Raw genomic sequence first — 25,331 nt, 5'->3', positions numbered from 1 at the left:
TGGCGGCGCGTGCGCGCGAGGCGGCGCCGGGGTTGTCAGGCCGGGAAAGCGAGCCGGCCAGGCTCGCGGAACGGCGTCGGCGGCTCCCGAGAAAGGGAAGGCGCGACACCGCGCGGCGTGACGGACCACGCGCACCGGACGAGTGCCGTCCGGGCCCTCACCCGGTCGTCAGCTGGGCTGACCCGGGGAGTTACGCGGCCGTCGGGAGGAGCGCGCCGGGCGCGCGGGGCCTGCGGCGGCCTGGCGCGTCGGGATCGCGCTGCGGCAGGAAGGCGGTACGGCGGGCCCGGTCCCTGAGCGCGGTCCGCACCCGCGCCACCGGCACCCTGGGCACGGCCCGCGCGGCGACCACCGCGCAGAGCGCGAGCGCGGACCCGGCGGCAGCGGTGGCGGCCACCGCGACGGCGGCGGCCCCGAGCACGGTCTCCGCGAGCAGGTACTGCGCGACGAGCAGGAAGAGCAGCACCCCGAAGAGCCGCATGTGCCGCAGCCGACTCGTCACGATCGACGTCGCTCCGGTCATGCCGCCTCCTTCCGCCTTCCGCGCCCCGCAGGACCACCGGGCCGGTGGTTTCCGTCAGGGTACCCGGGGCGGCGGGGGCTTGGGAGGGGCGAGGAGGGTGGGGTGAGGCACGTCGGGGGGCGGGTGTGGCCCGAGGCCGAAGGGGCGCACCGAGGCATCGGCGAAACCAAGCCTCCGCCTCGTCCGCTCCCTGCCCCGCCCTCCCCCGGCCGGATCGTCGGGCCGAACCCGGCCCCCCGGGCAACGCCCCGAACCGATGGCCGTCCCGGCCGAATGCCAACCCACGCCGACCGGCGAACCCCACCCCCAGGCCCGCCGAGACCCGTCCCGAGCCGACGCCTCGCACGTGGCCCCGCCCACACCCACCGCACCGCCCCCTTCCGCCGTCCTCCCCCGGCAGTACCGTGTCCCGTATGCGCCCCGACACGCCCGCCGAGACCACGCCGCACGCCTCACACACCGCCGAGGCCGAACGACTCGAACGCGCCGCCGCGCTGTACCCCGAGGACGCCGAGCAGTTGCTGCTCCAGGCCGCCGCCCACCACGAGGTGGCGGGCGGCCGCGACCGCGCCACGGCCCTCTACGACCGGCTGCTGGCGCTCCCCGCCGAGCAGCCCGTCCTCGTCCGCGCCCTGAAGGCCGCCAACCTCTGGGAGTACGGCCACGAGGCCGAGGCCCGCGCCATCATCGACGGTGTCCGCCTCGCCGCGCCCCGCTCCCCGGAGCCGTGGATCGTCGTCGCCGAGGCCCTGGAGGCCCACGACGAGCTGGAGAGCGCCCACTCCGTCTTCACCGACGCCACCGACCTGGTCGTCGGCGACACCGAGAACCCTCCCCGCGAGGTGCGCCCGCTCCTCTTCGGCCGCCACCGCGTCCGCCGCCTGCTGGGCGCCGCCCACGACGCCCGCGACGACCTCGCCGACCGGCTCCACGACGCCCCTGTCCCCCTGGACGAGCTGCACGACCCGAACCGCGTCTGGTCCCTGGGCTCGGACAACCCGGCCGAACTCCAGGCCGAGATCACCCGCCTCCGCGCCGAACTGGGCTCCTACCGCGCCGCCCTCTCCCGCCCGTTCCCGGTCGCCGTCCTGCACTGGCCCGAGGACGAACTGGCCCAGCTCCTCGCCGCCCACCCCGACCTCGCCGCCGAATACCCCTCCCACGCGGCCCACCTGACCGCCGTCGAGGACTCCCTGCGCGAACTGGCCGCCGCCGGCACCCCCAACCTCGGCACGGTCTCCGCCACCCTCCCCTCCTACGAGGCCTTCGCCGCCTCCGAGGCCACCACCCCCACCGACCCCTCCCTCCTCCCCCTCTACACCACCACCCTGGCCGCCCGAGGCCGAGCCACCCCCTGGCCCCCGGCCCGGGACACGGCTTGCTGGTGCGGGTCGGGGCGGGGGTATGGGGGGTGTCACGGGGGGAGGTGACGAGCCAACGGACGGCTGCGGGTGAGACCCGCGCCTCCCGATCCGTCCCCGCGCCCTCTTCCCTTCAGCCGCTTCCCTCGCATACTTGATCCTTTGGGGGACGGCCGAGGGGGGCGCCAACATGGCAGAGGCAGGACTTCACGACGGCGAGCAGCCCATAAGCGGGCTGTACGAAAAGCTGATCACGCTGCGAGTCGAGAGTCAGCTCAAGGAGTTGCCGGCTGACCGATGGCGGGCGATCTCCGCCAGCGTGGGTGAAGACGCTCCTCGGGTGCTGGCTCGTCATGTCGGTAAAACCGTGCATCAGGTTCTGGCGAATCTTCCCGCTGCCGACCAAGTCCAGGCTGCCAACCACATCTTGGAGTCGGTCAGCACGTTGAACGGCGCGCGCCAGTGGGTCGACATGGTCGCCTCTGGCCCCCGCCAACTGCTCGCCATCGCCGAGCAGGAGGCGAAGGGGGTGTACGCCATCAGGCCGGTGAACCCCCTCTCCGACACAGCACTCCTCACCAACGCCAAAGGCGACCCCAGCCTCGGTTTTGAACTGCGCGCGGAGTTGGCCACCGCCGACCAGGTTGATCTCCTGTGCGCCTTCGTCAAGTGGCACGGGCTGAGGGTCCTGGAACAGTCGCTGGAAGCGGCCCGCGAGCGCGGCGTGCCCGTACGGGTGATCACCACCACGTACATGGGGGCGACCGAGCGGAGGGCTCTCGATCGGCTCGTAGACGAATACGGCGCAGAAGTACGGGTGAACTACGAGCTCCGATCAACCCGTCTGCACGCCAAGGCCTGGCTCTTCGGCCGCAACAGCGGTTATCACACAGCCTACGTCGGCAGCTCCAACCTCTCCAGAGCCGCCCTGCTCGACGGGCTTGAGTGGAATGTACGCCTCTCTTCCGTGGCAACCCCAGACGTCATAGAAAAGTTCACCACGACTTTTGACTCGTACTGGAATAACCCGAGTTTCGAGCCCTACGACCCTCGCCAGGACGGCGAAAAGCTCGATGAAGCTCTCGCGCTCGCTGGCGGCATGGGTAACAATACCGGTACCTGGAAGATGAACCTCTCGGGCCTGGAGGTGCGCCCGCATCCCCACCAGCGGGACATGCTGGAGCGCCTGGAGGTGGAAAGGACTGTACGAAACCGCCACCGGAACCTGCTGGTGGCGGCTACTGGGACCGGTAAGACCGTTATGGCTGCGCTCGATTACAAGCGGTTGCGCCAGCAGGCGGGGAGGGATCTCCGGCTGCTCTTCGTCGCGCACCGCAAGGAGATCTTGGATCAGTCACTGCGTACCTACCAAGAGGTACTGGCCGACGCGAACTTCGGCGAGAAGCAACACGGTGGAGCTATTCCCACCACGCGGAAGCACATCTTCGCCAGTGTGCAGTCCCTGCATCAGGAAGCGTTGGACCAACTCTCCCGCGATCACTTCGACGTCATCGTAATTGACGAATTCCACCATGGCACCTCCCCCACGTATCGCCGCATCGTCCAGCACTTCACTCCAATGGAACTGCTAGGACTGACCGCCACACCCGAGCGGGCCGACGGTGAGAACGTACAAGACGATTACTTCGACGGCCACATCGCGGCAGAGATGCGCCTGTGGGAGGCTCTGGAAAACGAACTCCTCAGCCCATTCCACTACTTTGGCATCAGCGATGGAACCGATCTTTCGGCTGTCACCTGGCGTCGCGGTGCGTACGATCGAGATGAGCTGAGTGAAGCGCTCACCGCAGATAAGACCCGCGTTCGCATCATCCTTCGAGCCGTACAGGACAAGGTTACTTCTCCTGAGACTATGCGGGCTCTGGGCTTCTGCGTCTCCGTTGCGCATGCCCATTTCATGGCCCACCATTTCCGGGATGCTGGCTTCAAGGCGGTGGCTCTCTCCGGGGAGACTCCACCATCGGACCGGGAAGCCGCCCTGGCCGACTTGAAGAGTGGCCGCCTGCACATCATCTTCTCGGTGGACCTCTTCAACGAGGGACTGGACATCCCCGATGTCGACACTCTCCTGATGCTCCGCCCCACCTCCAGCGCAACCGTCTTCCTCCAGCAGTTGGGCCGCGGACTACGTCGGACTGCCAGCAAACCAGTGCTGACCGTCTTGGACTTCATCGGCCTGCACCGCAAGGAGTTCCGCTTCGAGAACCAGTTCCGAGCACTCACGAACTTCACCCGCCGTCGCTTGATCCACCAGATCGAGCAGGGCTTTCCACAGTTGCCCTCTGGATGTGAGATCGTCCTGGAGAGCAAAGCGAAGAGCGCGGTTCTGAAGAATATCCGCGATCAAATTAACGTCGACACGCGGGCACTGGCCAAGGAAATTGCCTGGTACGGGACACAGAAACTGGCTTCCTACCTGAAGGAAAGCGGACGGGAAATCAAGGAGGTCTACAAGAGCAACAAGAGCTCTTGGACCTACCTGCTACGCGAAGCTCGCCTACTGACCGCCACTGCAGCTGCAGCCGGCGAGCAAGCGCTCTTGAAGCGCATGGCCGCCTTCCTACACGTGGATGACCGCGAGCGCATCGATGTCTACCGCAGCCTACTGACCGATGATGCTCCGCGTTACCCCGACCTCTCGCCGCGGGAGCAGAGTTACGCCCGCATGCTGTTCTTCAACCTTTGGGACGATGCTGGCGGTTTCTCCACATACCAAGAGGGCCTTGATCATCTCGCCCGTCACTCCGCGGTGCGCGATGAGCTTCAGCAGGTCCTCGACCACTGCCTGGCCACGATGGACCACTTCCCCATCACGTTGACTGGCCCGCTGTCCCACCTCCCCTTGAAGGTACACAGCTCCTACAATCGATCCGAGATACTGGCCGCCCTCGCGGTGGCGCGACTGGGCGGCCGCCAGATGCCTCGTTCCTTCGCTCAGGGAGTAGTGGAGTCGAAGGAGAACCACGCGGACGCTCTCCTCATCACCTTGGAGAAGAGCGAAAAGGACTTCGCCGCAGCCGTCCGCTATCGGGACTACGCCATCAACTCCACGCTTTTTCACTGGGAGTCACAGAACAGCACCTCGGAGAACTCCCCGACTGGGCGTCGCTACCGTGAGCACGTTGAACGCGGCTCCCACATCCTGCTGTTCGCCCGCCGCTACAAGGAGACGGATATCGGCGCAGCAGCACCCTGGATGTTCCTAGGCCCCGCTCGGTATACGGGACATAGCGGTAGTCGCCCCATGGCCATCACATGGGAGCTAGAACACGAAATGCCTGCCGACTTGGTGGCTTACGCAGCCGCCGAGGCCGAATAGCCCTCACCCCCGAAACGCCGCCCGATAGTTGCGCGGTGTCGTCCCCAAGGCCGCGTGGAAGTGGTGGCGGAGGGAGACGTCTGTGCCGAAGCCGCAGGCTGTGGCGATGCGGTCGATGGTGTGGTCGGTCTCCTCCAGGTACTGGCGGGCGCGGTCCAGGCGGCGTTGGGTGAGCCAGCGCAGCGGGGTGAGGCCGGTTTCCTGGCGGAAGTGGCGGGTGTAGGTGCGGACGCTCATCGCGGCGTGGGCGGCCAGGTCGGCCAGGGTCAGGGGGTCGGCGAGGTGGTCGAGGGCCCAGGCGCGGGAGGCGGCGGTGGAGGCGGTGCCCGGTTCGGGTACGGGGCGGCGGATGTACTGGGCCTGGCCGCCCTCGCGGTGCGGCGGGACCACGGTGCGGCGGGCCACGTCGGCGGCGACGGCGGCGCCGTGGTCGCGGCGGATGAGGTGGAGGCAGAGGTCGATCCCCGCGGCCTCGCCCGCGGAGGTGAGGACCTCGCCCTCGTCGACGTAGAGGACGTCGGCGTCGACCTCGACGCGGGGGTGGGCGCGGGCCAGGCGGTCGGCGGAGAGCCAGTGCGTGGTGGCGCGGCGTCCGTCGAGGAGGCCGTACGCGGCGAGGACGAAGGCGCCGGTGCAGACGGAGGCGAGGCGGGCGCCGGCGGCGTGGGCGGTGTCGAGGGCGGCGCGCAGGTCGGCCGGGAGGGGCTCGTCGGCGAGGTGTTCGTCCTGTTCGTGGGAGGCCGGGATGAGGACGGTGCGGGCGTCGGCGAGGATCTCGGGGCCGTGCGGGGCGTGGACGGGGAAGTCGGCTTCGGTACGTACGGGGCCGGGGCGGGGGGCGCAGGTGCGGACGGTGTAGAGCGGGGTGCCGTCGGGGGCGCCGGCGCAGCCGAACAGCTGGTGGATCAGGCCGAGTTCCATGGGGAGGACTCCGTCGCGGATGAGGACGGCGACGGGATGGGGGGAGGGTGGTGGCGGGGCCGTGACGGGCATCAGGCGGGTCCTGTGGGTGGAGGGAGTGGGTGAGTAAGTAAGGGGCCGGGGGCCGAGGCGTGAGGCGCTTCGTACGGGACGGGGGCGCGGCTCGTCAGGGATTGATGCCGCTCACCTTCCTCCCACACCCCTCGGCCTGCATGAGGGAACTGCCCTGCAGCAGTTGGCCGTAATCTTCTGTTAGCTGTCCATCTGGCCACTGACCGGTAGGCGGTGCCGGACGGGACCGTCGTGGCATGGCTCTTTCTGCATCTTCTTCATCGCGGCGACAACTGGACCAGGGACGGAGGGGCTGCGGCTGGACCGTGGTCGCCGTGGCCGGCGCGGCGATCGTCACGGCGGGGGCGTTCACGACGTTCGGCGGGCTGCTGCTGGTGCCGCTGCACGAGGAGCGGGGCTGGTCGCGGGCGTCGATCGGGGTGGCGTTCGCTGTGAGCATGGTGCTGTACGGGGTGACAGCGCCGTTCGCGGCGGCGCTGATGGACCGCCTCGGGGTGCGGCGCGTCGTGGTGGGAGCGCTGCTGCTGGCGGGCGGCGGCGCGGCCGGGACGGCGGTGGCGGGGTCGCCTGCCCAGTTGGCGGCGGCCTGGGGGCTGGGCGTGGGGCTCGGGACCGGGGCGGCGTCGACCGCACTGGCGGCGAGCGTCGCGGAGCGTGCCGGGGCCGGGCGGCGCGGCCTGGTGGCGGGGTTGCTGACCGCGGCCGGGGTGGTCGGACAGTTCGTGTTCCTGCCCGTGCTGTCACGGGTGGTCGCGGGGTACGGGTGGCAGGCGGCGGCCTGGGGGCTGGCGGGCGCGGCGGCGCTGGTGGCGGGGTGGGCGCTGGTGGCGCTGCGCGGCGCACGGGCGGCGGGCGTCAGTACGGCGGCGTACGCCGGGCCGCCCGGTGCCGGTAGCGCCCCCGGGGTCTTCCGCCGAGCCCTGCGCGTCCTCGCCCACTCCGCCCGGCGGCCGGTGTTCTGGCTGCTGGCAGGGGTGTTCGCGGTGTGCGGTGCCTCGACCAACGGCCTGTTGTGGAACCACTTCACCCCCGCCGCGCACGACCACGGCATGCCCGCCACCTCGGCCTCGACCCTGCTGGCGCTGGTCGGGATCTTCAACGTCGCCGGGACGATCGCCGCGGGCCGCCTGACCGACCGGGTGGACCCCCGCCGGGTGCTGGCGGCCTGCTTCGGCCTGCGGGCACTGACCCTGGTGGCCCTGCCGCTGCTCTGGTCGCCCTCGGTCGGGGTGCCGCTGGTGGCCTTCGCGGTGGTCTTCGGCCTCCTGGACGTGGCGACGGTACCGCCGACCCTGGCCCTGTGCCGCGTCCACTTCGGCCCCGACGCGGTGGTCGTCTTCGGCTGGGTCAACGCCGCACACCAACTGGGCGCGGGCGCGATGGCCCACCTCGGCGGCCTCACCCGGGACACCGTCGGCTCGTACGACCCGGTCTGGGTCGGGGCGGGGGCCCTGTGCGCGGGGGCGGCGGTGCTGGCGGGAGCGGTGCGGGCCACCGCCTCCGAAGCCCGGCCGGAGGCCGCCGCTCCGGCCCGGCCGGCGCTTGAGGCCGAGCAGTGACCGCACCCCTCCAGCCCACCCCAGCCAAAAATCAGCCCGGCCGGCGCTTGAGGCCACTCCAGCCCGGCCGGCGCCTGAGGCCGGGAATCAGCCCGCCCCCGCAGGGGCTACGCCCCGAACCCCCGCGACACCGTATGGATCACCAGCCCCGCCAGGGACCCCACCACCGTGCCGTTGATGCGGATGAACTGGAGGTCGCGGCCGATGTGGGCCTCGATCTTGCGGGAGGTGTGTTCGGCGTCCCAGCCGGCGACGGTGTCGGTGATCAGGGAGGTGATCTGGGCGCGGTAGTTGGTGACGACGTAGGCGGCGGCCGCCTCGGCCCAGCCGTCGACCTTCTGCTGGAGGCGGGGGTCGTCGGCCATGCGGTTGCCGAGGGAGAGGAGGGCGGCGCGGGCGCGCAGGCGCAGTTCGCTCTGCTCGTCCTCGGCGGCGGCCACGATCATGGAGCGTACGGCGGTCCAGGCGGAGGTGATGAGGTCCTGGACCTCGGGGCGGTGGATGATCTCGGTCTTGAGGCGTTCGACGCGGGCGCGGGTGTCGGGGTCGGTGCGCAGGTCGGTGGCGAAGTCGGAGAGGAAGCGGTCGACGGCGGCGCGGGCCGGGTGGTCGGGCATGTCGCGCATCTCGGTGAGGAAGCGCAGGAGTTCCTTGTAGACGCGTTCGCCGACGCGCTTGTCGACGAAGCGCGGGGTCCAGCCGGGGGCGCCGCCCTGGACGGCGTTCATCACCTGGTCGCTGTGGAGGACCAGCCAGTCGTGGGCGCGGGAGCAGACGAGGTCGACGACGCGGCGGTGGCCGCCGTCCTCGACGATCTTCTCCAGCATCCGGCCGAGGCCCGGCGCGATCTCCTGGGCGTCGGCGCGGCGGGTGACGGCCTCGCCGACGACGGCCTGCACGTCGTTGTCGCGCAGGACGGTGAGGGCGCCGCGCAGGGCGGTGGAGAGTTCGGAGGTGACGCGGTCGGCGTTCTCCGGGCGGGCCAGCCAGGTGCCGACGCGGCTGCCGAGGTGGAGGGCGCGCAGCCGGGTGCGGATGACGTCCGGGGAGAGGAAGTTCTCGCCGACGAAGGCGCCGAGGGAGGCGCCGAGCTGGTCCTTCTTGCGCGGGATGATCGCGGTGTGCGGGATGGGCAGGCCGAGCGGGTGGCGGAAGAGGGCGGTGACCGCGAACCAGTCGGCCAGCGCGCCGACCATGCCCGCCTCCGCGGCGGCGGCGACGTACCCGGCCCAGGCACCGGCGCCGGAGTGCTCGGCCCAGGTGGCGAGGACGTAGACGACGGCGACGAGGACGAGCAGGCCGGTGGCGGTGATCTTCATCCGGCGTACGCCGCGCTGCTTCTCCTCGTCGGCGGCGGTGAACGCCATCGGGTCGGCGCCGGCGCCGGGGGCGCCCGCTCCGGCACCGAGGAGGGCGCCGAGGGCCCCGCCGCGCGCCTCGGACCGGCGAGAGCCGTCCCCGCCGGGCGCGCCCGTGCCGCCCGCGTCCTCGCCCCTGCGGTCGTCCTCTGCCATGGTGTCCCGTCCCGTTCACCCGTCACTGCCTGTGGCCGCCCGCACGCGTCGCGCCCGGAAAGGCCCCTCCCGCACGATACGGCGAACACCCCCGCAGCCGTCGCGGCACACCCGCCCCGACCCAGGACCCCTGAGCGCCCGCGCCACCCGCGCACACCCCGCCCGTGGTGGCCCGCCGCACACGAACGCCCACCTGCCGTGGCCGAATCTCACCGCCCGTCACCACTCCAGGACGCCCGGTGCGCCCCTTGTCCCCGCACTCCCGCAATCGCCCGATTACCCACCTCTTCGCGGGAACGGACGGCGGGTTGGCCGCGTCTGTCCCTCCGGGGGGCGCCCCGCGCGACTCTCCGCGCCATGACGCATCATGGAAGATCCACACGGAGCCTCGGGGCTCCCCCGGCCCGAGGAGTAACAGGCGCATGACCAAGCGTCACGGTTATGCCTTGCTCGCCGCCCTCGCGACGATCGTCGTCCTGATATCGGCCGCCATATACCTGGGCGTGACCGGGACGGGCGGCCCCCGCGACGAGGCAGCGGACCAAGGCGCCCGTACCCCGCGCAGCTCGGCGGCTCCGGCCTCGTCGGGCAGCTGGGTCGCGGCGTGGTCGGCCTCCCCTGTCGGCGGCGAGCCCGGCACCGAACTGCGCGGCTACGCGGGGCAGTCGATCCGTAACGTGGTGCACACGCACACCGGGGGCACGAGCGCCCGTGTCACCCTCTCCAACCTCTACGGGCAGCAGCCGCTGAACCTCACCCGCGCCTCGGTCGCGCTGACCGCCGCCCCCAACAACCCCTCGGCCGCCCCGGGCACGCTTCGCGCCCTCACCTTCGACGGCCGCAGCAACGTCGTCATCCCCCCGGGCGAGCAGCGGGTCAGCGACGCCGTGCGGATGCGCGTCCCGAACGGCTCCGGCCTGCTCATCACCACCTTCACCCCCACCCCTTCGGGCCCGGTCACCTACCACCCGCACGCCCGGCAGATCAGTTACGTGGCGCGCGGTGACCGCACCGACGACGAGTCGGGGGCGGCGTACACGCAGCAGAGCCCGTTCTGGCGGTACGTGACGGCGGTGGACGTCTTCAGCAACGACTCGCAGGGCGCCGTGGTCGTCCTCGGCGACTCGCTGACCGACGGCATCACCTCAACCATGGGGGCCAACCGCCGCTGGACCGACGTGCTGGCCCAGCGGATGCGCGACGAGCCGGGCAACCTCGACCTGAGCGTGGTCAACCAGGGCATCAGCGGCAACCGCCTGCTCTCCGACGGCCTCGGCCGACCCGCGGGCAACCCCAGCGGCCTCAACCGCTTCGAGCGGGACGCGCTCTCCCGGACCGGGGTGCGCGGGGTCGTCGTCGCCCTCGGCATCAACGACATCCTGCGCAACCCGAACGACAACTCCGCCGCCGACATCGCCGACGGCCTGCGGGACCTGACCCGCCAAGCCCACCAGCGGGGCCTGCGCGTCACCGGGGCGACGCTGATGCCGTTCGGCGGGCACCGCGGGTGGACGCCGGAGAAGGAGCGGATGCGGCAGGAGGTCAACGCCGCGATCCGGGCCGAGAAGGTCTTCGACCACTACGTCGACTTCGACAAGGCCGTCCGCGACCCGTACGACGCGCAGCAGCTGCGCCCCGAGTACGACTCCGGGGACCACCTGCACCCGAGCGACGCGGGCTTCCGCAAGATGGGCGAGTCCTTCGACCTGTCCCTGCTGCGGAAGACCGCCCCGGCGGAACTCTGACGGGTACGGGGCCGGGTTCGGGTTCCGTACGGCGTCAGCCCAGTTCCTTGCGCCCGCCCTCGGCGTCCCCCTCGCCCACCTCGCCCCGGCGTCGCTCCTTCTCCAGCCGCCGCTGGGCGCGGGCGGGCTTGCGTTCGGTGCCGACGCCGCCCCAGAAGGCGAAGCCGCGGACGACGACGCGCGGGGCGTCGGGATCGGGGGTGTCGTCACCGGCCGGGCGGCCGAAGCCGCCCATGATGCCGATGCCGCGCACGTCGACCTGGACACCGGGCGGCACCACGATGTTGACGCCCCCCATCACGGCCCAGCAGTCGATGACCGTCTCGCGGGACTCGAAGCGGGCCTCGCGCAGGTCGAGCTGGCCGCCGCCCCAGAAGGCGAGGGCCTTGAAGCGGGCGGGGACGGTCCAGCGGCCGGTGTGCTGGAAGCCGGAGAGCACCCCGATGCCCCAGCGGCTGTCGCCGGTGCCGCCGATCCGGGCGGGCCAGTTCTCCCCGCCGCGCTCGGCGGCGGGGCGGGCTGCGGGCGAGCCGGCCCCGGTGGAGGGCAGGTCGCGGGTGAGGGGCTCCAGCTCGGCGTAGGTGCGGGTCCGGTAGACGGCGTCGAGCCGTTCACCGAACTCGTCCATGTCCAGGCGGCCTTCGGCCATGGCGTCGCGGAGCCGTTCGGCGACCTTCTCGCGGTCGGCGTCGGAGGCGCGGAGTTCGGGCAGCTCTTCACTCATGCGGTCAGCCTATGAGGCGCGGGGCCCGCCGGGACAGGGCCGAGGGGCCGACCGCGACGATCTCGTCACCGGCCCGCCCGCCGGCCCCTCCCCTGCCGCTCCCCGCCGTGCTCAGCCGACCGAACGCCCGGCGTACATACGGGCGATGACGTCCTCGATATCGGGTTCGCGGACGGACAGGTCGACCAGCGGCCACCCGGCGGCGATCTCCGCGACGATCGGCGCGGCCGACCGGCCGGCGGGGAAGGCGAGCCACTGGCGCGGACCCTCCACCTTCACGGTGCGGGCCGACTCCACGGCGATGGGCGGGAGTTCGGTGGCGAGGTCGACGACGAGGGTGCGTTCCGCGTCGGCGATCCGGTGCAGCCCGGCCACCGCCCCGTCGTACATGAGGCGGCCATGGTCGATGACCATGACGCGGCGGCAGAGCTGCTCGATGTCGGTGAGGTCGTGGGTGGTGAGCAGGACGGTGGTGCCCCGTTCGGCGTTCAGATCGGCGAGAAACCGCCGTACGTTGGCCTTGGAGACGACGTCGAGGCCGATGGTCGGCTCGTCCAGGTACAGCACCTCGGGGTCGTGCAGCAGGGCGGCCGCGATGTCGCCGCGCATCCGCTGCCCGAGCGAGAGCTGCCGCACGGGCACCTCCAACAGGTCGCCCAGATCGAGGAGTTCGACGCACCGGTCGAGGTTCTCCCGGTAGCGGGCGCCGGGGACGCGGTACATGCGGTGGATGAGCTGGTAGGAGTCGAGCAGCGGCAGGTCCCACCAGAGGGTGGTGCGCTGGCCGAAGACGACGCCGATGCGGCGGGCGAGGCGGGCCCGGTCGCGGGCGGGTTCGACGCCCGCGACGCGCAGGGTGCCGCCGCTCGGGGTGAGGATGCCGGTCAGCATCTTGATGGTGGTGGACTTGCCCGCGCCGTTGGGGCCGACGAAGCCGACCATCTCGCCGCGCGCCACCGAGAAGGTGAGCCCGTCCACGGCTCTGACCTGCCGCTTCTCCCGGCGCACCAGCCCTGCGCGCCGACGTACCTCGAAGACCTTCTCGACCCCTTCGAGGCGGATGACCTCCTCGGCCCGCGGCCCGGGCAGCACGGCCGGGGCCGTCTCCGTCCCGGCCTCCTCCTGCGCCGCCGCCGGTTGTTCCGTCGCGTCCATCTCTGCTGACTCCTGCCCCTCTGTCCGGTGTGGTGGGCGCCGGGCCCGTGACGCGGGCCCGGCCATGGTTCTGCGTGTGCGTGTACGCGGGCCTCGCTGCCCGCCGGTGACCCGTCAGCTCCCCGTCGACCGGTAGGCCCGCACCCCCACCCGCCAGAGCAGCCCCGCCCCGGCACAGCAGGCGGCCGCCACCAGCGGTGGCGCGAAGGCCAGTTGGGCGGGGAGGCCGAGCGGATTGTCGCGGTCCAGGACGTACAGCGCGGGCACCCAGTTGACGAAGGCCAGCGGCAGCACGAAGGTCACCGAGCGGACCAGTTCCTTGGCGAAGACGGTCGGCGGGTACTGGAGCAGCGTCGTGCCGCCGTAGGTGAAGGCGTTCTGCACCTCGGCCGCGTCCTGGGCGTAGAACTGGAAGACGGCTCCGGCCACGAAGACGGCGCCGAAGATCACCGCGCCGCTGACCAGCATCATCGGGATCATCAGCACCTTGGTCCAGCTCCAGTCGACCTCCAGCACGGTCAGCGCGTACGCCAGCACCAGCAGCCCCTGGGTGATGCGGCCGAGGCGGCGCAGGGCGAAGCGGTCGGCGGCGAGCTGGGCGAGGACGGGGACCGGGCGGACCAGGAGGGTGTCGAGTGAGCCGTCGCGGATGCGCCGCCCGAGCCGCTCCATGGAGCCGAGGGCGAGGTCGGCCAGGCCGAAGGCGGTGGCGGAGGTGCCGTAGAGGAAGGCGACCTCGCCGAGGGTGTAGCCGCCGAGCGTGTCGACGTGCGAGAACATCAGCAGGACCGCGACGAAGTCGAGGGCGTTGGCGGCGATGCTGACACCGAAGGCCATGGCGAAAGACGCCCGGTAGGCGAGGGTGGAGCGGATCCACATGGCCACGATGAGCCGGTAGGCGCGCAGGCCCTCGGCGAGCGGCGAGCGGAAGGGGTCGGGCGCGGGCAGCGGGCGCGGCCGTGCGGCGGTGTCAGCCACCCTGGACCACCACCCTGCGGGTCGCCACGGCCTGGAGGGCGCGTCCGGCGGCCAGCAGCAGCACCGCCCAGGTGAGCTGGAAGGCGTAGGCGCCGAGCAGACCGGTGCCGGTGTGGACGCCGAGGAGGATGTCGGCCGGGACCTGGAGGATCGAGGACCAGGGCAGCACGCGGGCGACCTCGCCGAGCAGGCCGGGGAAGACGTTGAGCGGCAGCAGCATCCCGGAGAAGAACACCCCGATCAGCCAGGCGAGCTGGCCGACGCCCGCGCCGTCCAGCAGCCAGAAGGCGCTCAGCGCCACCAGGTAGCGGATGCCGAAGCTGACCAGGAGGCCGAGGGCGACCGCCACCAGGAAGGCGGCCCAGGTGCCCGGCGAGGTGGGCAGCGCCAGGTCGAAGGCGAGGGCGCCGAAGGCGAGCGGCAGGGCGCCGCGGGCCACCAGCTGGAAGCAGGCGCGCCCGGCGTCCTGGGCGAGCCACCAGAGCTGGAGGTCGACGGGGCGGTAGAGGTCGACGGCGATGTCACCCGTTCGGATGCGTTCCATCAGCTCGTTCTCGGCGCCGCCGCCCATCGCGGCGACGGCCATGTGGAGGGACTGGCCGATCCACACGAAGGTGAGGGCCTGGGACTGGTCGTAGCCGCCGAGGCCGGGGCGTTCGTCCCAGAGGGCGAGGTAGGTGTAGGCGAGGATCAGTCCGAAGACGGTGTTGGTGAAGATGCCGGCCATGGTGGCCGCCCGGTAGGTGGCGAACCGCCGGAATCCCTTGGCGGCGACCGCCGCGTACAGCGCCGCCCTTGCTGGGCCGTGGGCCATCGTGCTGCTGCTCCGTTTCCCCCGCGACACACCCGCCGACCGGGCGTTGTCGGTGTTCTGTGTGATCGGCGCCACTTTGGCACCAAAGGGCAGGAGCTTAGGCGCGGGCCGCTACCAGCCGCCACGGGTTTTCGTTGTGCGGGCGCGTGCCGGTCGGCGTGGCGGATCGCATGATGCGAAAGTGACAGATCGGGCGTACTACGCGAATCGGGAATCGGGGAGTCATGGGCGAGGAGCGGCGGCAGCCGGACGGCGCGGGCGAGGAGCACGAGCGCTGGTCCGGTTGGGAGGAGCGCGATCCTGACGCGGGCGGGAATCGGAAGCACGGCATCCGCCGGTTCCTCCCGGGCTGGCGGCTGGCACTCGGCTCGCTCCTCGCCCTGCTGGTGCTGGTCTGCGGCGGCTTCCTCGTCGGCTACCTGCTGGTCGACATCCCGGCCGCCAACGCGGCGGCCACCCAGCAGTCCAACGTCTACCTGTACGCCGACGGCACCCAGCTCGCCAGCGACGGCGACGTCAACCGGGAGAACATCTCCCTCTCCGACCTCCCCAAGCCGGTGCAGCGCGCGGTCCTCGCCGCCGAGGACCGCGACTTCTACACCGGCTCGGCCGTCGACCCGCAGGCGATGATCCGCGGCGCCTGGAAGACCGTCACCGGCAAGGGCAAGCAGTCCGGCTCCACCATCACCCAGCAGTACGTCAAGAACTACTACCTGGACCAGGACCAGACCGTCACCCGCAAGGCGAAGGAGTTCTTCATCGCGATCAAGCTGGACCGCGAGACCTCCAAGGACGACATCCTGGAGGGCTACCTCAACACCAGCTACTTCGGTCGCAACGCCTACGGCATCCAGGCCGCCGCCCAGGCGTACTACGGCATCGACGCCCACGACCTGGACACCGCCCAGGGCGCCTACCTCGCCTCGCTCCTCAACGCCCCCAGCGCCTACGACGTGGTCGCCCACCCCGGCAACCGCCCCCGCGCCGAGGCCCGCTGGAACTACGTGCTGAACGGCATGGTCAAGGAGAAGTGGCTCACCGAGGCCGACCGCGCCCGCCTCTCCTTCCCCACCCCCGACCAGCAGCACCTCCCGCGCGGCCTCTCCGGCCAGCGCGGCTACCTGGTGCAGGCCGTCGACCAGTACCTGGTCGGCAACGGCGTCGTCACCGAGGAGGCGCTCGCCAAGGGCGGCCACCGGATCACCACCACCCTGGTCAAGGACCACCAGGACGCGCTGGTGAAGGCGGTGGACGACCGGCTCGTCTCCCGGCTCGACAAGAAGGAGCGCGAGGCCGACCGGAACGTCCGCGCCGGCGGCGTCGCCCTCGACCCGGGTACCGGCAAGGTCCTCGCCATGTACGGCGGCATCGACTACACCCAGCAGTTCGTCAACAACGCGACCCGCCGCGACTACCAGGTCGGCTCCACCTTCAAGCCCTTCGTCCTCACCGCCGCCCTCCAGCACAAGGCCCGCACCCAGGACGGGCGCACCATCAACCCCAACGCCCGCTACGACGGCACCAACAAGCGGCGCGTCGAGGGGTGGAGCGGCGGGCCGTACGAGCCGGAGAACGAGGACGAGCGGGACTACGGCGACATCACCCTGAAGGTCGCCACCGACCGCTCCGTCAACGCGGTCTACGCCCAGCTCGCCGTCGACGTCGGCCCCGAGAAGGTCAAGGACACCGCGGTCGCGCTGGGGCTGCCGAAGGAGACCCCGGACCTCCAGCCGTACCCGTCGATCGCGCTCGGCACCGCCACCGCCAGCGTCCTGGACATGGCCGAGGCGTACGCGACCCTCGCCGACCACGGCCGCCACCGCGACCACCGGCTGGTCCAGGAGATCACCCACCTCGGCGAGAAGCTGGAGCTGCCCGAGGAGGAGAGCCGGGAGGCGGTGAACCGGCGCGCGGCCGACACCACCACCTCGGTGCTGCGCAGCGTGGTGCGCGGCGGCACCGGTATGGCGGCCCGCGAGGCGGGGCGTCCGGCGGCGGGCAAGACCGGCACCGCGGAGGAGGACACGGCCGCCTGGTTCGCCGGGTACACCCCCGACCTGACCACGGTGATCGCCGTGATGGGTCAGGACCCGGAGTCCGGCGCCCACACCCCCCTCTACGGCGCCCTCGGCCTCCCCCGCGTCAACGGCGGCGGGCCGCCCGCCGAGATCTGGGCCCAGTTCACCCGGGCCGCCCTCGCCGGGCAGCCGGTGCGCGAGTTCGACCTCGACGCGGACACCTCGGCCGAGGCCTCCCCCACCGCCTCCCCGAGCGAGTCAGGCGGGGCCTCCCGCGACCCCCGGGACCCGGACGGCGACACCCCCGCCCCCTCGGACACCGGGACGGCCCCCCGCGACCCGGGCGGCGACTCCCCCAGCCGGCCGGGCGACGGCGACACGGGGGGCTCGGCCGAGGTCCCGCCGGACTCGCAGGACGACCCCGGCCGCAACGGCGACTCGCCCCCACCCGGCGGCCCCCTCCTCGACACCGCCCCCCTCACCCCGTCCCGCGACCCCCACGAGCCCCTGGCCCCGCCCGGACCACCGGTCCCGGAGGCACCGGACCAGCCCTGACAGGTCGGCTTCGCGCCCCGGCGGCGAGCGAAGCTCCAAAAAATCAGTGCCCAGATGTGAGCTTCAGGCCGATCACGGCGACCACCAGCAGGCAGACGAAGAAGATCCGGGCCGCGGTGGCCGGTTCGCCGAGCACCACCATGCCGAGGATCGCGGCGCCCGCGGCGCCGATGCCGACCCAGACGCCGTAGGCGGTGCCGATCGGCAGGGTCTTGGTCGCCTGGGCGAGCAGCACCATGCTGGCGACGATTCCGGCGCCGGTGAACAGGCTCGGCCAGAGCCGGGTGAATCCTTCGGTGTACTTCATCCCGATCGACCAGCCGACTTCGAGCAGACCGGCCACGATGAGCAGAACCCAGGCCACGAGGGCACCTCCGAGAGAAACGCGAGATCAACGGGGGTGCGTCGTCTTTGCCTCAACCCGGTACGGCGCGTCTCGTCGGGATGTCTCCACGGTAGCAAAGAGCGGGCCCGGCCCCCGGTGACCTCTGTCACCGGGGGCCGGGCCGTACGTCCCGCGCGTGCCTACAGGTAGAGCCCCGTGGCGTCCTCCGAGCCCTCGAAGCGGTCGGCGGCGACGGCGTGCAGGTCGCGCTCGCGCATCAGGACGTACGCGACGCCTCCCACCTCGACCTCGGCGCGGTCCTCGGGGTCGTACAGCACCCGGTCGCCGGGTTCGACCGCGCGGACGTTCTGCCCGACCGCGACCACCTCGGCCCAGCCCAGCCGCCGGCCCACCGCGGCCGTCGCCGGGATGACGATGCCGCCCGTCGACCGCCGCTCCCCCTCGGGGATGTCGGTCCGGACCAGCACGCGGTCGTGCAGCATGCGAATGGGCAACTTGTCGTGCCGGTTGTTCTCACTCACGCCTCGAACCTACCTGGCGCCCGCCGCCCCGTACGGAGAAGGGTCCAGGCCGCTCTCCGCGGGCGGGGCGGGGTGTCCTACTTGCCGGAATCCCGGCGTGCGGAGACCACGACGAGGCCGACGACGCCGACCGCGAGCAGCGCCGCCGGGATCACCCGCTCCGGGCGCGGCGAGCCGTCCTCGCGGGTGAAACCGGCGCGCATCTGGCTCAGGGCGCGGTTCACCCCCACGTAGGCGCGGCCGAGGGTCGCGTCGACCCGCGAGGCCACCTGCGCCTTCGCGTCGCCGACGATCGTCTTGGGGTGCACCCGCACCCCGATCTCGTCGAGGGTCTCGGCCAGCGTCTCGCGCCGCCGCTTGATGTCCGCCTCGATCTGCGCAGGGGTCCTGGCATCCGACACCGCGCTGCCTCCGTCGTCGTCCGTACCCATGGGTCCCCGGGTACCCGGGGAATCCCGGACCATCCCGTGAGCCGTCTCTGTCCGTCGACAGTCTGTCAGCTCCGGCCTGATCCCACCCCGCGGCACCCCTATTAGGCTCAACCCGGACCAAGAACCAGTTTCGCGAGGAGACCGATCATGAGCGAGCGACTCAAGCCGGGCGACACCGCCCCCGCCTTCACCCTGCCCGACGCCGACGGCAACGAGGTCTCCCTCGCCTCCCACCAGGGCCGCAAGGTCATCGTCTACTTCTACCCGGCGGCCCTCACCCCCGGCTGCACCAAGCAGGCCTGCGACTTCACCGACAACCTGGACGTCCTGGCGAGCGCCGGGTACGACGTGATCGGCGTCTCCCCGGACAAGCCGGAGAAGCTCGCCAAGTTCCGCGAGAAGGAGGAGCTGAAGGTCACCCTGGTCGGCGACCCGTCCAAGGAGACGCTGGCGGCGTACGGCGCCTTCGGCGAGAAGAAGCTCTACGGCAAGACGGTGACGGGCGTGATCCGCTCCACCATCGTGGTCGGCGAGGACGGCACCGTCGAGCACGCCTTCTACAACGTCAAGGCCACCGGCCACGTCGCCAAGATCATGAAGGACCTGGGCGTCTGACCCTGCCACCGGGTTGTCCCACGCGCCCCTGCCTCCTCTCCTTCCTCCCGGCCCCGCCACGTCAGCCACTCGGACGCGGCGGGGTCGCGCGCCCCCTGTGACCGGGGCCACACTTCTACAGCGTGGCGGTTTGCGCTTGCGATGCCGGTGCAGAAGCAGTCCCTGGGACCACCACCGAGGAAAGGGAGCAGCCATGGCCGATACCGGCCCGCAGACCGGGGACGACCCGGAGGCGGTCAAGCGGCACCCCCGCCTCTTCCGCGCCGTCCAGCAGCGCAGGAACCCTCGGCTGCGCCGGAGCGACATCACCATCACGGACGAGCGGGCCGTCAAGCGTGCCGTGAAAGCGGCTTCCCTCGGCAACGCCATGGAATGGTTCGACTTCGGGATCTACTCGTATCTCGCGGTCACCATCGGCCATGTGTTCTTCCCCTCCGGGAACGACACGGTGCAGCTGCTCTCCTCGTTCGCCACCTTCGCCGTCGCCTTCCTGGTACGGCCGCTGGGCGGCATGTTCTTCGGTCCGATGGGTGACCGGCTCGGCCGCAAGAAGGTCCTCGCGCTGACGATGGTCCTGATGGCGCTGGGCACCTTCTGCATCGGCCTGATCCCCTCCTACGCCACGATCGGCTTCTGGGCGCCGGTGCTGCTGATCTTCTTCCGGCTGGTGCAGGGCTTCTCGACCGGCGGGGAGTACGGCGGCGCCTCGACCTTCATCGCCGAGTACGCGCCCGACAAGCGGCGCGGCTTCTTCGGCAGCTTCCTGGAGCTGGGCACCCTGCTCGGCTACACCGGCGCGGCGGGCCTGGTCACGGCGCTCTACACGGTGCTGGACGACGGGGCGATGGAGAGCTGGGGCTGGCGCATCCCGTTCCTGGTCGCCGGTCCCCTCGGCTTCGTCGGCATCTACCTGCGGCTGAAGCTGGACGAGACCCCGGCCTTCCAGAAGCTGGAGGGCGGCACGGCGCACGCCACCGAGGCGGCCGACGGCGTGGAGACCACCCACAAGGGCGACCTGGCGAAGATCTTCGTCCGCTACTGGCCGTCGCTGATCCTCTGCATCTGCCTGGTCGGCGCGTACAACATCACCGACTACATGCTCCTGTCGTACATGCCGACGTACCTCTCCGACGAGATGGGGTACGACGAGAGCCACGGCCTGCTGATCCTGATCGGGGTCATGGTGCTGCTGATGCTGATCATCAACCAGGTGGGCAAGCTCAGTGACCGGTTCGGCCGCAAGCCGCTGCTGATGACCGGCATGATCAGCTTCTTCTTCCTCTCCATCCCCTCGTTCCTGCTGGTCAAGCAGGGCAGCCTGCTCGCCGTCTCGGCCGGCATGCTGATGCTCGGCCTCTCCCTGGTCTGCCTGCTCGGCACCATGTCGGCGGCGCTCCCGGCGCTCTTCCCGACACCGGTGCGGTACGGCTCGCTCTCGGTCGGCTACAACCTGTCGGCCTCGCTCTTCGGTGGCACCACCCCGCTGGTCATCACCGGGCTGATCGGCCTGACCGGCAACGACATGATGCCCGCGTACTACGCGATGGCCGCGGCGCTGATCGGTGTCATCGCGGTGGCCTGCATGAAGGAGACGGCGCACCAGCCGCTCGCCGGGTCGCCGCCCTCGGTGGCGACCGAGGAGGAGGCGCGGGAGATCGTGGACGCGCAGTCGCCCGATCCCAAGTTCTGACGCCGCGCGCGGCGCCGGTCGCCGGGCTGGTCCCGGGCCGCCCCGGGCGGGGTTCCGGCCGGTAGGATGGCGGCGGCTCGCGGCCGTGTCGGAACTGGCAGACGAGCTGGGTTTAGGTCCCAGTGGGCTTCGCCCGTGAGGGTTCGAGTCCCTCCGGCCGCACGCAGCCCGGGCTACCTGTGGGTGGCCCGGGCTTTCCCTTGCTCGGCCTTGGCCTCAGACGCCGGCCGGGCTCTTGGCCTCAAACGCCGGCCGGGCTGAGACTGGCTGGACTCCGGCCCCCCGCCGCCGGTCACAAACGGCCTCAAACGCCGGCCGGGCTCAGACTGGCTGGACTCCGGCCCCCGCCGCCGGTCACAAACGGCCTCAAACGCCGGCCGGGCTCAGACTGGCTGGACTCCGGCCCCCGCCGCCGGTCACAAACGGCCTCAAACGCCGGCCGGGCTGAGACTGGCTGCACTCCGGCCCCTCAGCACCCGTCACAAACGGCCTCAAACGCCGGCCGGGCTGGAGAATGGGCTGGCGGGTGGCGTCAGCCGAGGAGTTCGCGGGTGACGGGGGCCAGGGCGCGGAAGGCCTTGCCTCGGTGGCTGATGGCGTTCTTTTCGGCGGGGGTCAGTTCGGCGCAGGTGCGGGTCTCGCCGTCGGGCTGGAGGATCGGGTCGTAGCCGAAGCCGTACTCCCCGGCGGGGGCGTGGCGCAGGGTGCCGGTGAGGCGGCCCTCGACGACGCGTTCGGTTCCGTCGGGGAGCGCGAGTGCGGCGGCGCAGGCGAAGTACGCGGTCCGGTGCGGCTCCGCGATGTCCGAGAGCTGGGCGAGGAGCAGGTCCAGGTTGGCCTGGTCGTCCCCGTGGGTTCCGGACCAGCGGGCGGAGAAGATGCCGGGGGCGCCCCCGAGCACGTCGACGCAGAGCCCGGAGTCGTCGGCGACCGCCGGCAACCCCGTGGCCTGGGCCAGCGCATGCGCCTTGAGCAGCGCGTTCTCGGCGAAGGTGACACCGGTCTCCTTGACGTCGGGGATCTCGGGGTAGGCGTCGGCACCGACGAGTTCATGGGTGAGCCCGGCATCCGCGAGGATCGCACGAAGCTCAGTGATCTTTCCGGCGTTACGAGTGGCAAGGATCAGGCGGGTCATGCCGTCCAGTATCGACCTACCCGCCCGTACCCCTGACAGCCCGGCGGCATTTGAGGCCAAACCAACCCCGGCCGGCGCTTGAGGCCATCGGTGACCGGCACCAGGAGGCCGGACCCAGCCCAGTTCAGCCCGGCCGGCGCCTGAGGCCACCCCCGCCGCCACCCGTCACGGAGTGCACACCTTCGTGAGCTCCCCCGCCGCATCCACGACAGGACTGATGTCGGGCGCCGCATCCCCCTTCTCGATCGCGGAGCGAACATTCCCCACAGCGGTGTCGAGGTGATCGACAGCCTTGCTGACATCGGCGTCGCCGGTGTCCTTCTGGATGTCGTCGACGTTCTTGTCGATCCGGTCGAGCGCCTCGGCCGCCTGCCCAGGATCCTCGGCCGCCCCGTCGACCGCCCGCTGGAGCTCTGCGACGGAGTCGGCTATCGCGTCGGCGGTGCGCACGCAGTCGGCCGCCTTCTCCAGCGCGCTGCATCCCAGCAGGGCGGGGACGAGCAGGGCGGCACCGGCGGCTGCGGTGGCGATGCGGCGGCGGCTCGAAGGCATGGGGGTTTCCTCTCCCGGGTGTCGGTGCGGGACCGGCCTGTGCCGGCCCGCATACGTGGGGACGCCCGGGAGAGCGCTCCGGTTGCCGTGCGACTTGGTCTTCTCTTTACCCGGCGGCCTCTTTACCCGGCAGCCTGGAGCGGTGTCCTCACTCCGCGAGCGCGGCGAGCTGCCCCTGGGTGAGGTCGGCGCAGCCGGCGGCGCCGAGGTCGAGGAGGGCGTTCAGCTCGGTCCGGTCGAAGGGCGCCCCTTCGGCGGTCCCCTGGACCTCGACGAAGCGCCCGTCGCCGGTGCAGACCACGTTCATGTCGGTCTCGGCGCGCACGTCCTCCTCGTAGCAGAGGTCGAGGAGCGGGGCGGAGCCGACGATGCCGACGCTGACGGCGGCGACGGTGTTGGTCAGCGGCTTGCGGCCGGGCTTGATGATCTTCTTGCCCTGGGCCCAGCCGATGGCGTCGGCGAGGGCGACGTACGCGCCGGTGATGGCGGCGGTGCGGGTGCCGCCGTCGGCCTGGAGGACGTCACAGTCGAGGACGACGGTGTTCTCGCCGAGCGCCTTGTAGTCGATGACGGCGCGCAGCGAGCGGCCGATGAGGCGGGAGATCTCGTGGGTGCGGCCGCCGATCTTGCCGCGGACGGACTCGCGGTCGCCGCGGGTGTTGGTGGCGCGCGGCAGCATCGAGTACTCGGCGGTGACCCATCCCTCGCCGCTGCCCTTGCGCCAGCGCGGGACGCCCTCCGTGAAGGAGGCGGTGCAGAGGACCTTGGTGTCGCCGAAGGCGACCAGTACGGAGCCTTCCGCGTGCTTGCTCCAACTCCGTTCGATGGACAGGGGGCGGAGCTGGCTGGGCGTGCGGCCGTCGATGCGATCCATGGCGAGGAGCCTACGCGGTCGGGCACGGCCGGTGATCCCCGGTCCCCGGGGCGCGTGGGGCGCGCGGCGGTGCTCGCGCCGGGACACGGCGCCGGGGCCGCACCCCGGCAGGGCGCGGCCCCGGACGCGGGCGGGTGCGCCGCTACATCAGGTCCTCGATGTCGGCCGCGATCGGGTCGGCGTCGGTGCCGATGACGACCTGGACGGCGGTGCCCATCTTGACGACGCCGTGGGCACCGGCGGCCTTCAGCGCGGCTTCGTCGACCTTGGACGGGTCGTGGACCTCGGTGCGCAGGCGGGTGATGCAGCCTTCGACCTCGTCGATGTTGTCGATGCCGCCGAGCGCGGCGACGATCTTCTCAGCCTTGCTGGCCATGGGGTCTCCCTTGGGGGGTGTGCGGGCGCCGACCGGTCACGACCGGTCCGGTTTGTCACGTTAGCGCACGGTTGGCCCAACTTCGCGGGCGGGGAAACTTGACGTCCCGAAGGATGGCGGTCACCAGCAGGCGAGAACGGGCCCGCCGTCCGCGCAGGAGGAAGCCGATGAGTACGCAGAACGAGGCCGTCCACCGCAAACGGTGGTGGAACAGCCTCTTCCAGGGCCTCCAGAAGATGGGCCGCAGCCTCCAGCTCCCGATCGCCGTCCTCCCGGCCGCGGGCATCCTCAACCGGCTCGGCCAGCCGGACGTCTTCGGTGACGACGGGCTCGGCTGGTCGGGCGTCGCCAAGGTGATGGCGGGCGCGGGCGGCGGCCTGCTCGACCCGAACATCGGGTTGCCGCTGCTGTTCTGCGTGGGTGTCGCCATCGGCATGGCGAAGAAGGCCGACGGCTCGACGGCGTTGGCGGCGGTCGCGGGCTTCCTCGTCTACTACAACGTGCTCCAGCAGTTCCCGAAGGCATGCCCGGCCGACACCGAGGACGTGCTGGAGGGCTGCCAGGCGGCCGACGGCACGGTGGTGGCGTACGAGTTCCAGAACCCGGGGGTCTTCGGCGGCATCGTGATCGGTCTGCTGGCCGCCTACTTCTGGCAGCGGTTCCACCGGACCAAGCTGGTGGACTGGCTGGGCTTCTTCAACGGCCGCCGGCTGGTCCCGATCATCATGGCGTTCGTCTCGATCGTCTTCGCCGCGATCTGCCTGTGGATCTGGCCGCCGATCGGTGACGGCCTGGAGAGCTTCAGCGACTGGCTGATCGGGCTCGGCGCGTGGGGCTCGGGCATCTTCGGCGTCGCCAACCGGGCGCTGCTGGTGATCGGGCTCCACCAGTTCCTCAACGTGCCCATCTGGTTCCAGTTCGGCAGCTACACCGCGCCGGACGGCCAGGTCGTGCACGGCGACATCACCCGGTTCCTGGCGGGCGACCCGACGGCCGGCCAGTTCACCTCGGGCTTCTTCCCGATCATGATGTTCGCGCTGCCGGCCGCCGCCCTCGCCATCGCCCACTCGGCCAAGCCGCACCGCCGCAAGGAGGTCGGCGGCCTGATGCTGTCGGTCGGGCTGACCTCCTTCGTCACCGGCATCACCGAGCCGCTGGAGTACTCGTTCCTCTTCATCGCCCCGGTGCTGTACGTCATCCACGCCCTGCTGACCGGTGTGTCGATGGCGGTGACCTGGGCGTTCGGTGTCCACGACGGCTTCAGCTTCTCGGCCGGCCTGATCGACTACGTCATCAACTGGGGCCTGGCGACCAAACCCTGGCTCATCATCCCGATCGGCCTGGTCTTCGCCGTCGTCTACTACGTGGTCTTCCGGGTGCTCATCACCAAGCTCGACCTGAAGACCCCGGGCCGGGAGGACGAGGAGGAGGTCGAGGACACCACGAAGGCGTAGCCACTCCCCCGCCGCCGGTACGCCGCCGTGCCCCCGCCCGAGCTCCGGGCGGGGGCAC

The 25,331-nt window shown here is 71.4% G+C and carries 22 protein-coding genes, 1 tRNA gene and 1 riboswitch; of the genes, 9 read left to right on the top strand and 14 right to left on the bottom strand.

Annotation, left to right across the window (positions count from 1 at the left end; genetic code table 11):
• Positions 1-190: 190 nt before the first annotated feature.
• Positions 191-523 carry a DUF6412 domain-containing protein gene (locus ACFWMZ_RS25665; RefSeq protein ID WP_383178492.1) on the bottom strand — a complete coding sequence of 111 codons (333 nt, stop codon included), beginning with the start codon at positions 521-523 and terminating at the stop codon, positions 191-193.
• Between the two features lie 413 nt (positions 524-936).
• Here ACFWMZ_RS25665 and ACFWMZ_RS25660 point away from each other — a divergent pair, with 413 nt between their 5' ends.
• Positions 937-1,953 (top strand): hypothetical protein, encoded by a 1,017-nt coding sequence (locus tag ACFWMZ_RS25660; RefSeq protein ID WP_383178490.1) that lies wholly within the window; start codon positions 937-939, stop codon positions 1,951-1,953.
• Between the two features lie 121 nt (positions 1,954-2,074).
• Positions 2,075-5,224 carry a DUF3427 domain-containing protein gene (locus ACFWMZ_RS25655; RefSeq protein WP_383204406.1) on the top strand — a complete coding sequence of 1,050 codons (3,150 nt, stop codon included), beginning with the start codon at positions 2,075-2,077 and terminating at the stop codon, positions 5,222-5,224.
• 3 nt (positions 5,225-5,227) lie between these two features.
• Here the strand turns inward: ACFWMZ_RS25655 and ACFWMZ_RS25650 are convergent, their stop codons facing one another.
• The gene (locus ACFWMZ_RS25650; RefSeq protein WP_383178484.1) at positions 5,228-6,217 is read right to left on the bottom strand and encodes a GlxA family transcriptional regulator; all 990 of its coding nucleotides are present in this window, start codon (positions 6,215-6,217) and stop codon (positions 5,228-5,230) included.
• A gap of 314 nt (positions 6,218-6,531) precedes the next feature.
• Here ACFWMZ_RS25650 and ACFWMZ_RS25645 point away from each other — a divergent pair, with 314 nt between their 5' ends.
• Entirely contained in the window at positions 6,532-7,776 is a 1,245-nt protein-coding gene (locus ACFWMZ_RS25645; RefSeq protein WP_383204418.1) for an MFS transporter, read from the top strand.
• Between the two features lie 107 nt (positions 7,777-7,883).
• Here the strand turns inward: ACFWMZ_RS25645 and ACFWMZ_RS25640 are convergent, their stop codons facing one another.
• Positions 7,884-9,290 carry a DUF445 domain-containing protein gene (locus ACFWMZ_RS25640; protein ID WP_383204403.1) on the bottom strand — a complete coding sequence of 469 codons (1,407 nt, stop codon included), beginning with the start codon at positions 9,288-9,290 and terminating at the stop codon, positions 7,884-7,886.
• Between the two features lie 422 nt (positions 9,291-9,712).
• On the opposite strand from ACFWMZ_RS25640, the gene ACFWMZ_RS25635 reads away from it, so the two are divergent.
• The gene (locus ACFWMZ_RS25635; protein WP_383204401.1) at positions 9,713-11,035 is read left to right on the top strand and encodes an SGNH/GDSL hydrolase family protein; all 1,323 of its coding nucleotides are present in this window, start codon (positions 9,713-9,715) and stop codon (positions 11,033-11,035) included.
• A 34-nt stretch (positions 11,036-11,069) separates the two neighbouring features.
• Here ACFWMZ_RS25635 and ACFWMZ_RS25630 read toward each other — a convergent pair whose 3' ends face one another.
• The 4 genes from ACFWMZ_RS25630 to ACFWMZ_RS25615 all read right to left on the bottom strand — a co-directional run bounded on the left by ACFWMZ_RS25630 (position 11,070) and on the right by ACFWMZ_RS25615 (position 14,706).
• Positions 11,070-11,759, bottom strand: coding sequence for a DUF1707 domain-containing protein (locus tag ACFWMZ_RS25630; protein ID WP_383204398.1), 690 nt, complete (start codon positions 11,757-11,759; stop codon positions 11,070-11,072).
• Positions 11,760-11,870: 111 nt separating this feature from the next.
• The gene (locus ACFWMZ_RS25625) at positions 11,871-12,914 is read right to left on the bottom strand and encodes an ATP-binding cassette domain-containing protein (protein ID WP_383204395.1); all 1,044 of its coding nucleotides are present in this window, start codon (positions 12,912-12,914) and stop codon (positions 11,871-11,873) included.
• Between the two features lie 114 nt (positions 12,915-13,028).
• Positions 13,029-13,892 (bottom strand): ABC transporter permease, encoded by an 864-nt coding sequence (locus tag ACFWMZ_RS25620; RefSeq protein WP_383178467.1) that lies wholly within the window; start codon positions 13,890-13,892, stop codon positions 13,029-13,031.
• Entirely contained in the window at positions 13,885-14,706 is an 822-nt protein-coding gene (locus tag ACFWMZ_RS25615; RefSeq protein WP_383178464.1) for an ABC transporter permease, read from the bottom strand. Before ACFWMZ_RS25615 ends, ACFWMZ_RS25620 begins: the two co-directional genes overlap by 8 nt.
• A gap of 224 nt (positions 14,707-14,930) precedes the next feature.
• Here ACFWMZ_RS25615 and ACFWMZ_RS25610 point away from each other — a divergent pair, with 224 nt between their 5' ends.
• A complete protein-coding gene (locus ACFWMZ_RS25610) occupies positions 14,931-17,279 on the top strand; it encodes a transglycosylase domain-containing protein (protein WP_383178461.1) in 2,349 nt (782 codons plus the stop codon).
• A 43-nt stretch (positions 17,280-17,322) separates the two neighbouring features.
• On the opposite strand, the gene sugE is transcribed toward ACFWMZ_RS25610, so the two are convergent.
• The 3 genes from sugE to ACFWMZ_RS25595 form a co-directional block, all read right to left on the bottom strand.
• Positions 17,323-17,643 carry a quaternary ammonium compound efflux SMR transporter SugE gene (sugE, locus tag ACFWMZ_RS25605; protein ID WP_383178458.1) on the bottom strand — a complete coding sequence of 107 codons (321 nt, stop codon included), beginning with the start codon at positions 17,641-17,643 and terminating at the stop codon, positions 17,323-17,325.
• Between the two features lie 35 nt (positions 17,644-17,678).
• Positions 17,679-17,749: riboswitch (guanidine-III (ykkC-III) riboswitch) on the bottom strand.
• A 55-nt stretch (positions 17,750-17,804) separates the two neighbouring features.
• Positions 17,805-18,107 (bottom strand): GroES family chaperonin, encoded by a 303-nt coding sequence (locus tag ACFWMZ_RS25600; RefSeq protein WP_383178613.1) that lies wholly within the window; start codon positions 18,105-18,107, stop codon positions 17,805-17,807.
• 116 nt (positions 18,108-18,223) lie between these two features.
• Positions 18,224-18,577: a DUF3618 domain-containing protein gene (locus tag ACFWMZ_RS25595; RefSeq protein WP_383178455.1), complete on the bottom strand. Its 354-nt coding sequence runs from the start codon at positions 18,575-18,577 to the stop codon at positions 18,224-18,226.
• A gap of 147 nt (positions 18,578-18,724) precedes the next feature.
• On the opposite strand from ACFWMZ_RS25595, the gene bcp reads away from it, so the two are divergent.
• From bcp to ACFWMZ_RS25580, 3 genes are all read left to right on the top strand, one after another.
• The gene (bcp, locus tag ACFWMZ_RS25590; RefSeq protein ID WP_383178452.1) at positions 18,725-19,192 is read left to right on the top strand and encodes a thioredoxin-dependent thiol peroxidase; all 468 of its coding nucleotides are present in this window, start codon (positions 18,725-18,727) and stop codon (positions 19,190-19,192) included.
• Between the two features lie 193 nt (positions 19,193-19,385).
• Complete coding sequence (proP, locus tag ACFWMZ_RS25585) at positions 19,386-20,882, top strand: glycine betaine/L-proline transporter ProP (RefSeq protein WP_383178450.1); 1,497 nt, start codon at positions 19,386-19,388, stop codon at positions 20,880-20,882.
• Between the two features lie 79 nt (positions 20,883-20,961).
• Positions 20,962-21,044 (top strand) — tRNA-Leu (locus ACFWMZ_RS25580).
• A gap of 370 nt (positions 21,045-21,414) precedes the next feature.
• Here ACFWMZ_RS25580 and rdgB read toward each other — a convergent pair.
• From rdgB to ACFWMZ_RS25560, 4 genes are all read right to left on the bottom strand, one after another.
• On the bottom strand, positions 21,415-22,017 hold the full coding sequence (gene rdgB, locus ACFWMZ_RS25575; RefSeq protein ID WP_383178447.1) for an RdgB/HAM1 family non-canonical purine NTP pyrophosphatase: 603 nt from the start codon (positions 22,015-22,017) through the stop codon (positions 21,415-21,417).
• Between the two features lie 165 nt (positions 22,018-22,182).
• The gene (locus tag ACFWMZ_RS25570) at positions 22,183-22,569 is read right to left on the bottom strand and encodes a hypothetical protein (protein ID WP_383178444.1); all 387 of its coding nucleotides are present in this window, start codon (positions 22,567-22,569) and stop codon (positions 22,183-22,185) included.
• Positions 22,570-22,717: 148 nt separating this feature from the next.
• Positions 22,718-23,443 (bottom strand): ribonuclease PH, encoded by a 726-nt coding sequence (gene rph, locus ACFWMZ_RS25565; protein WP_383178441.1) that lies wholly within the window; start codon positions 23,441-23,443, stop codon positions 22,718-22,720.
• Positions 23,444-23,585: 142 nt separating this feature from the next.
• Positions 23,586-23,819 carry a glucose PTS transporter subunit EIIB gene (locus ACFWMZ_RS25560; protein WP_003950568.1) on the bottom strand — a complete coding sequence of 78 codons (234 nt, stop codon included), beginning with the start codon at positions 23,817-23,819 and terminating at the stop codon, positions 23,586-23,588.
• A gap of 167 nt (positions 23,820-23,986) precedes the next feature.
• On the opposite strand from ACFWMZ_RS25560, the gene ACFWMZ_RS25555 reads away from it, so the two are divergent.
• Positions 23,987-25,273, top strand: coding sequence for a PTS transporter subunit EIIC (locus ACFWMZ_RS25555; protein ID WP_383204392.1), 1,287 nt, complete (start codon positions 23,987-23,989; stop codon positions 25,271-25,273).
• Positions 25,274-25,331 lie beyond the last annotated feature (58 nt).

The organism is Streptomyces sp. NPDC058373, assembly GCF_042723275.1.
In the GTDB taxonomy this organism is placed as follows: Bacteria; Actinomycetota; Actinomycetes; order Streptomycetales; family Streptomycetaceae; genus Streptomyces.
This window is presented reverse-complemented; position numbering and strand designations above follow the sequence as displayed.

What these genes read in the sequence shown, in the direction of transcription:
- ACFWMZ_RS25635 (WP_383204401.1), top strand. Translation starts at nt 9,713, where the DNA reads ATGACCAAGCGTCACGGTTATGCCTTGCTCGCCGCCCTCGCGACGATC.
- ACFWMZ_RS25615 (WP_383178464.1), bottom strand. Translation starts at nt 14,706, where the DNA reads ATGGCCCACGGCCCAGCAAGGGCGGCGCTGTACGCGGCGGTCGCCGCC.
- ACFWMZ_RS25650 (WP_383178484.1), bottom strand. Translation starts at nt 6,217, where the DNA reads ATGCCCGTCACGGCCCCGCCACCACCCTCCCCCCATCCCGTCGCCGTC.
- rdgB (WP_383178447.1), bottom strand. Translation starts at nt 22,017, where the DNA reads ATGACCCGCCTGATCCTTGCCACTCGTAACGCCGGAAAGATCACTGAG.
- ACFWMZ_RS25600 (WP_383178613.1), bottom strand. Translation starts at nt 18,107, where the DNA reads ATGCTGCACGACCGCGTGCTGGTCCGGACCGACATCCCCGAGGGGGAG.
- ACFWMZ_RS25665 (WP_383178492.1), bottom strand. Translation starts at nt 523, where the DNA reads ATGACCGGAGCGACGTCGATCGTGACGAGTCGGCTGCGGCACATGCGG.
- ACFWMZ_RS25625 (WP_383204395.1), bottom strand. Translation starts at nt 12,914, where the DNA reads ATGGACGCGACGGAACAACCGGCGGCGGCGCAGGAGGAGGCCGGGACG.
- ACFWMZ_RS25595 (WP_383178455.1), bottom strand. Translation starts at nt 18,577, where the DNA reads ATGGGTACGGACGACGACGGAGGCAGCGCGGTGTCGGATGCCAGGACC.
- ACFWMZ_RS25610 (WP_383178461.1), top strand. Translation starts at nt 14,931, where the DNA reads ATGGGCGAGGAGCGGCGGCAGCCGGACGGCGCGGGCGAGGAGCACGAG.
- ACFWMZ_RS25640 (WP_383204403.1), bottom strand. Translation starts at nt 9,290, where the DNA reads ATGGCAGAGGACGACCGCAGGGGCGAGGACGCGGGCGGCACGGGCGCG.
- bcp (WP_383178452.1), top strand. Translation starts at nt 18,725, where the DNA reads ATGAGCGAGCGACTCAAGCCGGGCGACACCGCCCCCGCCTTCACCCTG.
- ACFWMZ_RS25570 (WP_383178444.1), bottom strand. Translation starts at nt 22,569, where the DNA reads ATGCCTTCGAGCCGCCGCCGCATCGCCACCGCAGCCGCCGGTGCCGCC.
- ACFWMZ_RS25555 (WP_383204392.1), top strand. Translation starts at nt 23,987, where the DNA reads ATGAGTACGCAGAACGAGGCCGTCCACCGCAAACGGTGGTGGAACAGC.
- ACFWMZ_RS25560 (WP_003950568.1), bottom strand. Translation starts at nt 23,819, where the DNA reads ATGGCCAGCAAGGCTGAGAAGATCGTCGCCGCGCTCGGCGGCATCGAC.
- rph (WP_383178441.1), bottom strand. Translation starts at nt 23,443, where the DNA reads ATGGATCGCATCGACGGCCGCACGCCCAGCCAGCTCCGCCCCCTGTCC.
- ACFWMZ_RS25630 (WP_383204398.1), bottom strand. Translation starts at nt 11,759, where the DNA reads ATGAGTGAAGAGCTGCCCGAACTCCGCGCCTCCGACGCCGACCGCGAG.
- proP (WP_383178450.1), top strand. Translation starts at nt 19,386, where the DNA reads ATGGCCGATACCGGCCCGCAGACCGGGGACGACCCGGAGGCGGTCAAG.
- ACFWMZ_RS25655 (WP_383204406.1), top strand. Translation starts at nt 2,075, where the DNA reads ATGGCAGAGGCAGGACTTCACGACGGCGAGCAGCCCATAAGCGGGCTG.
- ACFWMZ_RS25660 (WP_383178490.1), top strand. Translation starts at nt 937, where the DNA reads ATGCGCCCCGACACGCCCGCCGAGACCACGCCGCACGCCTCACACACC.